Consider the following 12,911-nt stretch of genomic DNA (forward strand, 5'->3'; position numbering starts at 1 on the left):
CACGTATCAACGCCCCTCGCGCGGCAGGTACGACATCGAGGCAAGAATACCGTCGGCAAGCCGCGCCGGAAGGAAGCGTAAAAGACTGATGCCCAATGCCAGCAAACCGGGAAAAGCAATTTCGCGCCGATTCGCACGCAGTCCGCGACGAATGAAGCGCGCTGCTTTCTCGGCGGTCCAGAGAAAAGGTTTGTTGCCCGGAAACATATCGCTCATTGCCGTCTTCACGAATCCCGGCAACACAATATTCAGCGCGATTCCCTCGCGGGCAAGAAGCGGACGTACTGATTCCCCGTACGCTTTCAGTGCTGATTTGCTCGCGCAATAGGCGGGCGAAATCGCCATGCCGTGCAACGCCGCCAGCGAGCTGACGATGGCAATCTGCCCGCGCCGGCGCATGCGCATGCGATCGACCACCGGCAACACCGCGTGCATTGCGCCGAAGAAGTTGGTGTCCATGACCGACGTTGTCCGCGCCAGATCTTCCCATTCCGAAGACGAAGCCAACGTGCTCGCAATACCCGCATTGGCGATCAACAAGTCGATGGGATGGGCGGCGTCGAACTCATGCAGCCAGGTTTGCATGGCGTCGGCGTTGCGGACATCGAGGGCTGCAGTGATGACTTTTGCGCCCGCCTGGCGACATTGCTGCGCGCATGCTTCCAGGCGCCCGACATCGCGGCCGATGAGTCCGAGCACGGTTCCGGGCGCCGCGTACGCGCAGGCAAGCGCGGCACCGAGACCCGCGCTTGCACCCGTCACGACGATGTGTCGCGGCGCGGCATCAGCCATACAAACGCTCGCGCTCAGGCACGTGTAGGGGAACGGGTACAGGTTCGATCACACGTCCGAGCGGTGAGGCTTCGAGTCGCTGCACCGCGCCTGCTGTTGCCATCGCGATGCCGGTCTTCGTGTAGAAGTCGCCGTTGATCTGGGTGTGGTGAATGACGTAATCGAGGAACGCGTAGTAGAGGCCCATGTCCGGGCCTTCGCCGTGAAGCCAGAAATCGTCGATGCTGCCCTGCCACGTCATGCCGGGCATGTCGTAGATCGCCGTGCCAAGCGCGATCAAGGGCCGGCGATGGTGGACAGCCGACAAACCGACGGTGCTGTTCACCACGACCACGCCTTTCGCGTGATCGAGCAAAGTGGGCAGATGGCCGGCTTCGATGTACATCAGCCGATCCTGCATGCCGAGCGTTCGGGCGAGGTCCTGCGAATATCGGCGATAGTCGACAATGCCGGTGTCCAGCGGATGATTCTTGATGACGAGCAGCGCATCGCTTAGGGCGTGCGCTGCAAACGAGCGCATTACCTTTTCGATGGCTTCGCGGATGGAATTGAACGGCGAATGCTCGACGATCTGGGAGTCGGAGTTTAGTTGGAGCGGGAAGACGTAGTACTTCTTTTTCTGCCCAAGCACGGTTCCCGTTACTCGGGCGGCTTCGCGGTTATGAAGTTTTTGGTATGAGAACCGCTTTGCCAATCCGAAATATTCCTTCATACCATTATGCGGACGATGACTTTCGTAATTCGGAAAACGGGAAGCGTATAGGGTGTTTGCCGCGCGATAACGAATGTCGTGCCAAGCGCGTTCGTAAAGGCTGTAACCAGTGGGGTGGCAAGGAGGCGGTGGTGTCAGGCCACGATGATCGAGATACCGGGCGGGATCGCGCGGGAGTTGCGAGCGGCCGTTTACTCCGGGGCTTTCGAGGGTGATCCAATGCGGGCGGACGTAGCCTTCTTCGAAAACGTGAACGTTGACGCCATTGCGCCTGGCGATTGGATGCACTGGCATGTGAATGGCCCGACAGTCGCCGAATAGAAGAATATCGGTAAATGCGCCCGGTTTTAACAAGTCGCCATACCACGCCGATAAACCGCTCGCATTATCGACGTAATTTAGCGCTCGGAAGTTTTCAGAATAGAGGGCATCGCCGCCACAATAATTGACGGACTGCACCGAATGTCCCCGCTCCAACAACGCGCGCGAAAGTCGACTAAAAAATGGTGAAGCCGTGCCCTGAAGGACAAGGATCGATCGCGGCATGGAAGGTCGCTAAATAGCTAATAGCAATGGAAAAATCTCAACATCCGGCGAGAAATTTTTAGCTCGAATTTAAAAAAGACCACATCTTCGCAGTCTACAATAAAATCGACATAGTCCGGACAACAATTGCCAAACTAAGGTACTTCCAACCGTCAAGCCCAAAGCTAAGGCGTTCATTCCACCGCGCAAAACAGCTGTGCCTTCAACAGTTTACAGAATTCGAGAAGCCCATGGCGCCCAAGTCGTTGCAAAGCAACGCCGCTTTCTATTGTTAAAACGATCAGCTAATCCGCGTCACGAAACCGAACTTACGAAGCAGTTTTTCAGGGACGTCTTCAGGAATACCATGACGGCGCGGGTTGCAGCAACAACGACGCATAGCTCGGATGCGCTCATACATGAACACGACCACCTTCGCATGCCGGTGTGCCTTAGCTGAGCCCTAATGAATTCGCGGTGCTTGGCTCAAATTAAATCTTCAACAAGTTCTTGTAGCAGTGCGTCTAGCGTCGATTTCGTATATAGGTGAAGTCACCCGCGAATCACAGATCGCCTCGCTGCCCTGAAGGTCCGGATCCTGATTGCTCCCAACCTATGCGAACCACATGGCCCGCGCGGGCAGATCAAGACCATCGCAAACTGCATTGATAGCCAAGAATGTCAATAAATATTTTTCGAAAACAACCGTCGACTTTTGTCCCTGCAAGGCTAATTGGGTTTCGCAGTAGCAATAAGACAACTTAAGAAATTGTGAAGATGCAAATTGATTCTGCATCGTGAGACAATCGCCGCCAGCCATAGGATGACCGGATCATTTAGTAAATGCAAAAATTAACGCGCAACATATTGGCCATGATTGTCGGTAGTGTAATTGGGCTTGCCGGCTGTTCCGCAGTTCCCACCTCCGGGCCGAGCCGGGCAAAAGTCAACGACGCGGGTGCCTCAAATAATCTGCAAGGCATTCAGATCGTAGAAGTGACAGACGCTGTGGCGCGCGACCTGTTTGCCGAGCGCAGCAATACCGATTTTAGTAAGACGTTGGGTGACGACACGCTTTTTCGCCAGCAACTCGGTGTGGGCGATGCAGTGGATATATCGATTTGGGAGGCTCCCCCTGCCACACTGTTTGGCGACGGACTGGCCGGTGGCGGCGTGACAAGTGGAGCGGGAGGATCGGGCGGCGCGCGCGTTACAACACTACCGGTCCAGGTGGTGAACGGCAGTGGACAAATCAGTGTGCCCTTTATTGGCACAGTAAAAGCGGCGGGCCGTACTCCAACGCAGTTGCAAGACGATATTGTCGAGCGCTTGAAGAACCTTGCACATAAACCACAGGTGCTGGTGCGCCTCGATAAGAACGATACTTCTTACGTGACCGTGGTGGGAGATGTGACGAACAGCACGCGAATGGAGTTGAGCGCGCGCGGCGAACGCCTGCTTGATGCATTGGCTACAGCAGGTGGGGCACGCGATCCAATTGACAAGGTCACACTTCAAGTGACACGGGGTAACACGGTGGCCTCACTACCGCTACAGGTTGTCATCCGAAATCCGCGCGAGAATATTCCGCTCCATGCTGGAGACGTGGTAACGGCCCTGTTCCAGCCGTATAGCTTTACCGTGCTGGGAGCGACCGGCAAGAACGACGAGATCAATTTCGAAGCACAGGGCATTACGCTCGCGCAGGCTCTGGCTCGCTCGGGGGGGCTGCAGGATTCCCGTTCGGATGCGCAAGGCGTATTCGTGTTCCGGCTGGAGCGAGCCAATGCACTCAATTGGCCGAACCAACCGATCCGAACCACAGCCGATGGCAAAGTGCCGGTTATTTACCGGATCAATCTGCGAGACCCGAATTCATTCTTCGTCGCTCAGAGTTTCATGATGGACAACCGGGACCTGTTGTATGTGTCGAATGCTCCAGTCACGGAAATTCAGAAGGTCCTAAATCTCGTTTTCTCAGTCGCGTATCCGGTCGTGACCGGCGTGCAGACGTTCAAATAGGCGCTTGAGACCATGAACCGTGTCGTGGCTCTCGATGGCCATAATCTGGCGTTGCAGCGTGGTACCGGAGTGGCAACGTATGCAAAGAGCCTTGCCGACAATATCGGGGAACTGGGGTGGGAAACTTGGACCTTGTATGGGGCACCAATCTCGTCCAGCCAGTCACCCATGCTTCGTGAAATTTCGTTTTACGATTACTTGGGAGGCGCCACCGAGAAGCGCGGTTTGCTGAACAACGCTTATCGGGACACAAAGGAGTTTGTCCAGGCGCCATTCGGTTATCGCGCCGTGGAGATACCGCAGTCCGGGGTGGTGGAGGTGCGCCGATTCTCGACTCAGTTACCTAAGAACTCGCGAATTTTCAACGTCAACGACTTGTTTCTGACCGCGAGGCGTTATTTCAAGCGCCACAAACGTTTTTTGACAATCCGGTTCGAGGAAAAACCGGATGTCATGCATTGGACCTACCCGTTGCCTGTCCGGGTAGAGGGTGTACCTAACGTATACACAATTCATGATCTGGTGCCGCTGCGTTTGCCGTATACGACCCTGGATAACAAGCGGTATTACCATCGCCTGATAAAGGGATGCATTGAGTTCGGGGATCACATTTGCACGGTTTCTGAGAAATCAAAAGAGGATATCCTGAGCCTCTTCAACGTTGCTCCCGAAAGGCTGACGAATACATATCAATCGGTCAATACGGCGCATCTGTCCAATCTGAGAAGCACACACGAGGCCGAACAAGAGGTTGAGGGCATTTATGGACTTCGGCCGTACAGCTATTTCCTCTTTTATGGTGCGATCGAACCTAAGAAAAACGTTGGGCGCCTGATTGAGGCGTTTCTTTCCTCAAAGGTGGATGCGAAGCTAGTAATAGTTGGGTCATTGGCCTGGAAATCCAACGAGGAAATGAGACTGTTCGAAAGCATGGTGAAGAGCGACGTTGCGATTGCCGAAAACATCAAGGTGTTCGACTACGCACCTCGACCATTTTTGATGAGTCTGATCCGCTGCGCCAAGGCGGTGGTTTTTCCTTCGCTATATGAGGGCTTTGGCTTGCCTTTGCTCGAGGCGATGCAACTAGGCGTTCCGACGTTGTGCTCAAGCGAAGGGGCTTTGCCCGAAATTGCCGAACAGGCGAGCCTTGCCGTCGATCCGTACGATGTGGTGCAAATTGCCCGCGGGCTCAAGTCGCTCGATTCGGATGCCGATTTGAGAGATCAATTGGTGCGATCCGGCTTGGAACAAGCGAAAAAATTTGACGCGACAGCGTACAAAAAGAAGTTGGTGAACATGTATGACGCATTGGCGTAATTTAATTCGGGTCACTTATGATTTCGAAATTCTATTGATGCACTAGTCGAGGAGTTAGTGATGGTGTGGGGTATGGATTCGGTCCGCTCACCGCGAGCAGCCAAGCAATTGCGCACTGCGGGAGACAAGGCTCGAGATAGTGGCGACTGGGAAGAAGCAGCTGAAAAGTATCAGGAATATCTAAAGAGCGAAGCAGAAGATTCCGCTATCTGGGTCCAGCTAGGGCACGCCTTCAAGGAGCAGATGAAGTACGAACAGGCGGAGTCGGCCTATTCAAGAGCAAAGGAATTGGAGCCGGACGACGCAGATGTTCATTTGCAACTCGGGCACCTCTTCAAGATTCTTGGTCGTAGTCACGAGGCTGTTGAGGCTTACACTAACTCGTATGAAATAGAGCCGACATATGCGGCAGAAGCCGAGATCAATGCGCTTGGCGGCGTGGTGGATGAAGTTTTGATCGAAGATAACGCGCGCAAATATACCTCTGAGAACATTGTCTACGTCGAGCTGGATGACATGTTGGGTTACCTCCAGGCGCATAGTACGGTTTCGGGCATCCAGCGAGTACAAAGCGAATTCGCGCGATTCGTGATCGAAAAGGGTTGCCACGTCGACGGCACTCAATATGTGTTCGTGGTGAATACCGCGAACCAAAGATGCGTTTGGGGACTGCAGCCGGATGCTGTTTTGCAGATCATCAAGTACACGACTGGGTCAAATGTAGACCATGACTACCTACGGCGCCTTATAAACGGAGTGCGTGCTTCGGCTACGCGGATTGTTCCGTGTGCGGGGCAGTGCTATATCGCACTGGGTGCATTTTGGGGATATGGATCGGTTACCGCGCGTTTTCTACATCTTAAGCGGATGGGCCTGCGGATCGGCGGATACATCTATGATCTTATCCCCATCAATAATCCGGAGTATTGCGACGAAGGCGTGTGCCACGATTTTATGCTGTCGTTCGGTGACGCAATGCAAGTCTTCGATTTCATCCTGACTATCTCCGATCACACAGCTAGCGAAGTCGTGAAGTACCGGGAGAAACTTGGGCTAGAGCCTATGCCGGTAGAATCAGTGCGATTACCGCATGCCAATAAGGTGCAGCAAACGAACAGTGACGTATGGACGCCAACGATCCGTGCGCTCAAAGGCCGTAACTTCGCCATGATGGTTTCAACGATCGAGGCGCGGAAGAATCATCGCTACCTTGTGGATGCCTGGCGCCAGTTTTACAGCGAGGGCTTGGAGCCGCCGGATTTAGTATTTGTCGGCCGCTTCGGATGGCGTGTAAATGATCTAATGAACACGTTGAAGCAAAGCCGGAACTTCGGCGGCCGGTTGCACGTTCTCCACGGGCTCACGGACGGAGAACTGAACAAACTCTATAAGGAGTGTAGTTTCACCGTATTCCCAAGCTATGCCGAAGGGTGGGGCCTGCCGGTCGGTGAAGGGTTGGCTCACGGCAAGCCGTGTGTCGCCTCTATGACGACATCGATGCCCGAAGTTGGCGGTGACTTTGTCGACTACGTAGACCCTTGGAATCTGCGGGCGGGAAGCGATGTACTTCGCAAGATGTGCTTCGACGAAAAATACAGGGAATCCCGTCGCAAAAATATCGAGCTGAACTTCAAAGTTCGCAATTGGGGAGATTTTTCCAAGAATCTGATTGAGGTAGTCGGTCGGTACCACAAAGCCAAAATCAAGGCTCGGATCCCTCAGGCACAGTTCAAGCCAGGCGTCGTATTCCGACCAAGCGAGCTCGCTTTCGGTAAGGAAATTTCCGCAAAATATGCGGCGAACCCAGTGCGTCTACTTCTCTCTTCTTCATGGAGCACGATCGAGCATTGGGGCGTGTGGATGCTTGGCAATCATGGCGAACTCGAATTCAGGACCCCCTATAAGAGTGGCGAGCAGGTTATTGCCTATATTGAATTCGTCGGGGCGCCACAGGTTGACGACGAAGTCTATTGCACTGCGACGATTTCAGAGCACGGTACCGATGCTCCAGATGAGCAAGGACGAAAATGGATACAAATTCCGCGTACCAAGCCTTTTGTCGTAAAGCTCGAAGGTGTCGTCAAAGAGAATGGTCTGGTGGTCGTGAATGTCTTCGTTAGGGGAGATATCAAGCCCGAAAATGAAAGTCCGCACGCGAGAAAATTCGCAATTGGCGTCATAGCTGCGGCGTATGCACGAAAGAGCGACCTTGAATTGCGGACCGATATCACCGAAGAACTGGTGAGCGGTATCGCGCAGGTTTGACGCCGTAAATCGGGGTACTCGATCCTGTACGGCAAGTCAGGATCGAGTCGCACAACGCCGTTTGTAGTTTAAGACGTGAACATATCTGTTCTCGATGCATAAGAGACCAAGATGGCGCTGATTTGGCGTAGCTTCCGTTGACGAAATGTAGTTAAGTGTATGTACGGGCCCTGCAATGTGCTGTTCGGCGCGTGGAGGCGACCCCATCCCTACCACTTGGAGCCATGTGCTCATGGTTGCTGGTGCTTTCAATTACGACAATGAAGAAGTTACTTCTGCTTGCGTTTGTAGGCCTTATCGTAAGCGTGCAACTGACCGCATACGGGCAAGTAGTCAGCGATCGGAATCAATCTGGCTCCCTTGGTGTCCTAGGCAAAGGGTATTTGCAGGGAAGTAGTGGAGCGTTACCGCGCACAGTATTGTCTCGGCTTCAAGACCACCTTTCTACCAACGACTTTGGAGCGGACCCGAGCGGACAAGCCGATAGCTCTGAAGCAATCAATGCAGCGCTCTTGGCAGGCAGGCAAGATAATTCCCCTAAAGAGGTGCGTTTGCCTGGCGGATCTTACTATGTCAAGCACCCCCTGATTGTCGGGCCAAACGAGTGCCTTTTGGGTGATGGACGTTCAACGACAATCATTAAGGTTGATGCTAAGTTTGAATCGTCAGCGCGAGGAGTGCTATTAATTTCGGGAAAGGAAGTCAGTGGTGAAGCGCGGGCGCCGTGCGTAAGAAATCTACAGATCCAGTTTCAACAACCGACCGACGTCATCACATCCGCGCGCATCGCGTCGCCTGCTGGTTCAACTGAAATCGTCGTCGCGTCACCCGAGTCCATCGCTGTTGGTGATGTAGTTGTAGATGCTTCGACAAATGGCGCAATACCTAATGTGACTTACGTCAGCGAAGTCAACGGCACCAATCTTCGTCTATCAAAAACATTGATCGGCGCAGGCGTAGCCAGTGGTGACAGCCTGCATATTGCGGGCTCTCGGGCAAAAGCGACAACCTTATCTCAAGGTTGCAAAATCACCCCTGGCGCAGCCCCCTGTGCTTACCCACCAGCTGTCTATGTCACAAAGGGAGCGACACGCTGGAAAATCGACAACGTGACGATAGTCGGTGCGTGGGACGGGATTAGTTCTGCTGGTGGCGGGGGCGCCTGGATTAGTGACATCGAAATTAGTGCGTTCAACGCAGGCATTTATCTCGACGAACAACTGGACTTCGATCACGTGCATGGCATACATGCATGGGTGTTCGGACAAAAAGCTGACAATATTGCCTTATATCGAAACATGCTCGATGGCGCTTCTTACTCGATTCGCTTGGGCAAGGCCGACGGTGCGAATTTCTCTGATATCAACAACTTCTACACTAGCATCCAAATACTTTCGAATGCGTCTAACCCAACTTTTGTGGGCGTCACTTTCGATCAAGGTGCTCGCCTGATTGTGAATGGAGGCAGTCCAACTTTTACGGGCGGCTATTTTACGTCGGCATTGTCGAATCTCCCCGCCGATCATTGCCAGCTTGTCGTCAACGGAGGAAGGGTCCAAATCACCGGATTCGCCTATGACAGCGCGGCAACGGCCGCCTGCGTAAGCAACGGAACCCTTAATGTGACTGGCGGCATTGCGGCGAACCTTACCCCGAGTTTGCCTTTCATGAAGGTCGAATCGAAAGGGGTGTTGGATGTGATTGGAGTTAATCTTGACGCACTCGGCACAGAGGTCGCTCGTTCTGCGCCGATTTTTCTTGCGAGTGGAAGCGGCGTTATCAGAATGCATGCTATAGCCTTCCCGACTACGGGCAAAGGCATCGCCGTCAAGATCGAGACCCCGAATTACGCCAATTTTCTATCAGAGAATAGTTTTGGCGTTTGGGTTGTCGATTCCAAAGGTGCGTTGGAAATTGGCGATCCGACGCACGGTATTTCTAGGCAAATAGCGAGCGTCGAGTCACTTCCGCGATGCAACTCGGATAGACGTGGTCTGTTGTATGCCGTGTATGACGCGGTTACATCGACATATGGAAGTATTCTTAAAGGCGGCGGCTCTGCCACGGCTCTTGCTCTTTGCAATGGATCTACTTGGACAACCCATTGATCCAGTGGTTGACGAATAACCACGGGCGAATCGCAAGGCCGCTGTCGCCCATTGAAGCGCGAAAGCAAACTTGCCAAGTTTGCCTACGGCTTGTTCCCTCACAGAATCAAGCGTTTTGGACGCACGCCGGGCAGTGTCGCGGCCACTTAGGCGCGACAAGATAGAAAGCCTATAAAATGCTTCAATGTTTTATAATGAAATAACGTTGGTTTGGATGGAAAAATAAAATGTCAATCCCATTAAAGGGAATCAAATTATGAAACCGGCTATTGCGTTGCTTTGCTACACAAGAGTTAAATATTTTGAACTCACCCTCGCGTCGATTCTTAATCAAAAAATTGATGGTCGAGATGTATCGGATTTTTTTGATATCTACGTCTTTCAAGATGGTTTGCCAGAGGGAGCCTCTGATGAAGACGTAAAAAGACATTCTGAAATCTCCGCGATTGTCGAGAATTCAAACATCGCAGTAATCGGTATCAAACAAGAAAAAAATCTTGGAATTGGCTTGCATTTTGATTTTATCGAGCGTTTTTTATTCATCGATAAAGGATATGCTTATGCGAATTTTTTCGAAGATGATTTGATATTGTGCCCGGGCTATTTAAAGACGATGAAGCTCCTTCAAGACAAATTCCAGGACGATTCGCGCGTAGGCATGGTATCAGCCTCCCCGGCAGGGTTCCAGCGTTCGTCTGAGGAGCAATTAAGTGGCTTGTATGATTACGACAATATGGGTCACAGCTGGGCTTTTGGCTTGGCAAAGAAATCGTGGTTGCGGCGCCAACCATTTGTTGACGAGTATCTAGGATTCATCCGGAATGTGCGCTATGAGAGTCGGCCGAATGTGGAAATACAGGAATGGCTAAAATCGCACGGAATTCAGGAAAATAGCACGAGCCAAGATTATGTAAAGCAAGCTGCCATTGTTAAAGCAGGGGAAGTCTGCCTTTCGACATTTGCAAATTATGGATTTTATATCGGGCGTGACGGTGCTAATTGGGATCGGGAAGCCTATGCGTCTAAAGGTTTCCAGCGCAGCGTAATATGCCCCAAACAACTCGATAAGGTTGTGGATCTCTCTGCCGTCAGATTTGAAGAGCTGCGCGCGGCACAATCGTTTTCGTTTACGCTCGACGCCGTAACGCCCACTACAAACGAAGACGTAGCTGCCGCTTATCGCATATTTTTGGGACGTAATCCAGAAAATTTAAGTGTTGTGGAGGAGATGGCAAAACGAGCAAGACATCGGGTGATTGAATTGTTGATGTGCTCAGAAGAATTCCTCTCTTCACCTTTATCTCGAAAATTGATAGTAGAGGTTTATGATCACTTGAAAAAGTGGGCGAATGAACGTCGCTAAAATTGGCGGCAACCATAATTAGGTGCTTATATGACTGACAACTTCACGCATTACGAGAAAGTGGATTGGGACGAATACTCCCCTATTTTGAAAATTTGCACTGAGCAAATGTTGAGCCATCCGGAGTGGGCCAAGCCTATGCTTAATATTATTTTTCGGCAGATTGCGGAAAGCGCGCTCGATAGTAGAGACCGCCCGCACGAATAACTTTCACGTTTGGAGGCTTTCGCATTAAACAATCAATGGCGGCTAAGATACCTGACTGTTGATTTTGTTGGGGTTAATCAATGCGTTTATTTTCGTAGTACTTATACGCCGAGTCAACGTCTTCGAAATACTTTAGTTGACCCGACTCAATGACATAAGCTCTCGTACAGTGTTCCCTGATAATATTCGAGTCGTGAGAAACAATGATTCTTGATCGATCATTCCGCTTTCCGAAAAGTTCGGCATGACATTTTTTGCGAAAGTCGGAATCTCCAACGGCAATAACTTCATCGATAAGGAAGCAATCAAATTCGATTGCCATCGAAATTGAGAAAGCTAACTTGGCTAGCATACCGCTGGAATAGTGCTTGACCGGCTCCCTCAGATATTGTCCAAGCTCCGTAAACTCTTCAACGAAAGGCAGTGCTTTTTTGTAAGAGGTGTTGTAGACCCGGCAGACAAAGCGAAGGTTATCCAATCCGGTCAGACTTCCCTGAAACCCCCCAGAGAATGCAAGCGGCCACGATACGCTCATGCCCCGCTCTACCGTCCCAGATGTAGGAAGTTCCGAACCGCTAATCAGTCGGATCAGTGTTGATTTTCCGGCCCCATTCTTGCCGAGAATGCCGACATGATCCCCCTTGGCGATCTTGCAATTTATATTGTCGAGAACGAGCCTCTTCCCGGCGCGGACTTCATATTTCTTACTTACGTTTGTTAGGGTAATCATGGCATGTTAAAAATACAATTCATCAACGCTCTTGCCCCGACAATCGACTATTCCAGCATCGCTGGCGATTATCGCGCCTCAACCCGCTTGGACGCTCCTCTAACTGCCAGTAGGGCTAGCCATGTCAGAATCAGGCAGCAGGCGCAAACATAGGCCACGTTATAAATCGGAGTAATTTTATCTCCGTAATAGCCGTAGCGAAGTAGTTCCACGCAATGAGGGACCGGAAATAACATAACCACTGTCCGGAGGTTAGGCGGAAGGTAGCTAGCCATTATAAATGCGCCCGAAATAGGAAGCTGAAAGTAAGCGATCGGATGCCAAATCCTATCAACGAGATCACTATATAGGGTCAAAGATCCAATGAGTATTCCCATCGCCGACGTGTACCATGAAAGGAGTACCCAACCCAGTATCATATTTAGAGAGTTCACAGGGGGCGGAATGAGCCCTACGGCGATCATTATGACGAGAAGGATGACGCTCGAAAGCGTTACTCCACCGATCTCTAGAATAAGTCTGGCGATAAATAGATCGATGACGCGGACGTTCCGATGGAATAACAGTGACGCGTTGGGTTCAATTGCAAGCGTGCACCTTCCTATGCCGTTTCGCCAGTTTAGAACCGTAGAATACCCTGTGAGGGCGTAAGAGATAATATTGATGTGAGCTGTTGAGCCACCTTCCCGATATACACTCCACAAAATTATGATGCCCAAGGTAAATAGCATAGGTTCCGCAAATAACCAGGCAAACCCAATGTTGTGACGGCCGTAACGAGTAATTATTTCGCGCATGATTAAGGCATGAACCACGCGCGCCTGAATGCCCAGTGAATGAATCAGTCGCGTTTTGGCGGAATGTGGCATG

Annotated in this window: 9 protein-coding genes; 5 read left to right on the plus strand and 4 right to left on the minus strand. The window is 51.6% G+C overall.

The features are described 5' to 3' along the window. Positions 1-6: 6 nt before the first annotated feature. Both AXG89_RS02695 and AXG89_RS02700 read right to left on the minus strand, forming a co-directional pair. Positions 7-792, minus strand: coding sequence for an SDR family NAD(P)-dependent oxidoreductase (locus AXG89_RS02695; protein ID WP_062167740.1), 786 nt, complete (start codon positions 790-792; stop codon positions 7-9). After that, on the minus strand, positions 785-2,050 hold the full coding sequence (locus AXG89_RS02700) for a capsule biosynthesis protein (protein ID WP_082771324.1): 1,266 nt from the start codon (positions 2,048-2,050) through the stop codon (positions 785-787). Before AXG89_RS02700 ends, AXG89_RS02695 begins: the two co-directional genes overlap by 8 nt. A gap of 822 nt (positions 2,051-2,872) precedes the next feature. On the opposite strand from AXG89_RS02700, the gene AXG89_RS02705 reads away from it, so the two are divergent. The 5 genes from AXG89_RS02705 to AXG89_RS02725 all read left to right on the plus strand — a co-directional run bounded on the left by AXG89_RS02705 (position 2,873) and on the right by AXG89_RS02725 (position 11,104). Continuing rightward, positions 2,873-4,051, plus strand: coding sequence for a polysaccharide biosynthesis/export family protein (locus tag AXG89_RS02705; protein ID WP_062167742.1), 1,179 nt, complete (start codon positions 2,873-2,875; stop codon positions 4,049-4,051). 12 nt (positions 4,052-4,063) lie between these two features. Further along, a complete protein-coding gene (locus tag AXG89_RS02710) occupies positions 4,064-5,368 on the plus strand; it encodes a glycosyltransferase family 4 protein (protein WP_062167748.1) in 1,305 nt (434 codons plus the stop codon). A 60-nt stretch (positions 5,369-5,428) separates the two neighbouring features. After that, positions 5,429-7,633 (plus strand): glycosyltransferase, encoded by a 2,205-nt coding sequence (locus tag AXG89_RS02715; protein WP_062167753.1) that lies wholly within the window; start codon positions 5,429-5,431, stop codon positions 7,631-7,633. Between the two features lie 260 nt (positions 7,634-7,893). Continuing rightward, complete coding sequence (locus AXG89_RS02720; RefSeq protein WP_162916003.1) at positions 7,894-9,741, plus strand: glycosyl hydrolase family 28-related protein; 1,848 nt, start codon at positions 7,894-7,896, stop codon at positions 9,739-9,741. A 256-nt stretch (positions 9,742-9,997) separates the two neighbouring features. Beyond that, positions 9,998-11,104: a hypothetical protein gene (locus AXG89_RS02725; protein ID WP_062167762.1), complete on the plus strand. Its 1,107-nt coding sequence runs from the start codon at positions 9,998-10,000 to the stop codon at positions 11,102-11,104. A gap of 280 nt (positions 11,105-11,384) precedes the next feature. Here the strand turns inward: AXG89_RS02725 and AXG89_RS02730 are convergent, their stop codons facing one another. Both AXG89_RS02730 and AXG89_RS02735 read right to left on the minus strand, forming a co-directional pair. Then, the gene (locus AXG89_RS02730; RefSeq protein WP_062167764.1) at positions 11,385-12,041 is read right to left on the minus strand and encodes an ABC transporter ATP-binding protein; all 657 of its coding nucleotides are present in this window, start codon (positions 12,039-12,041) and stop codon (positions 11,385-11,387) included. Between the two features lie 68 nt (positions 12,042-12,109). Next, positions 12,110-12,910, minus strand: coding sequence for an ABC transporter permease (locus AXG89_RS02735; RefSeq protein ID WP_062167772.1), 801 nt, complete (start codon positions 12,908-12,910; stop codon positions 12,110-12,112). Position 12,911: the final 1 nt, after the last annotated feature.

It is taken from the genome of Burkholderia sp. PAMC 26561 (genome assembly GCF_001557535.2).
Lineage (GTDB): Bacteria > Pseudomonadota > Gammaproteobacteria > Burkholderiales > Burkholderiaceae > Caballeronia.

Bases quoted from the DNA above. Each gene is read 5' to 3' on its own strand.
- AXG89_RS02695 (WP_062167740.1), bottom strand. From the start codon at position 792: ATGGCTGATGCCGCGCCGCGACACATCGTCGTGACGGGTGCAAGCGCG.
- AXG89_RS02720 (WP_162916003.1), top strand. From the start codon at position 7,894: ATGAAGAAGTTACTTCTGCTTGCGTTTGTAGGCCTTATCGTAAGCGTG.
- AXG89_RS02700 (WP_082771324.1), bottom strand. From the start codon at position 2,050: ATGCCGCGATCGATCCTTGTCCTTCAGGGCACGGCTTCACCATTTTTT.
- AXG89_RS02710 (WP_062167748.1), top strand. From the start codon at position 4,064: ATGAACCGTGTCGTGGCTCTCGATGGCCATAATCTGGCGTTGCAGCGT.
- AXG89_RS02705 (WP_062167742.1), top strand. From the start codon at position 2,873: ATGCAAAAATTAACGCGCAACATATTGGCCATGATTGTCGGTAGTGTA.
- AXG89_RS02735 (WP_062167772.1), bottom strand. From the start codon at position 12,910: ATGCCACATTCCGCCAAAACGCGACTGATTCATTCACTGGGCATTCAG.
- AXG89_RS02715 (WP_062167753.1), top strand. From the start codon at position 5,429: ATGGTGTGGGGTATGGATTCGGTCCGCTCACCGCGAGCAGCCAAGCAA.
- AXG89_RS02730 (WP_062167764.1), bottom strand. From the start codon at position 12,041: ATGATTACCCTAACAAACGTAAGTAAGAAATATGAAGTCCGCGCCGGG.
- AXG89_RS02725 (WP_062167762.1), top strand. From the start codon at position 9,998: ATGAAACCGGCTATTGCGTTGCTTTGCTACACAAGAGTTAAATATTTT.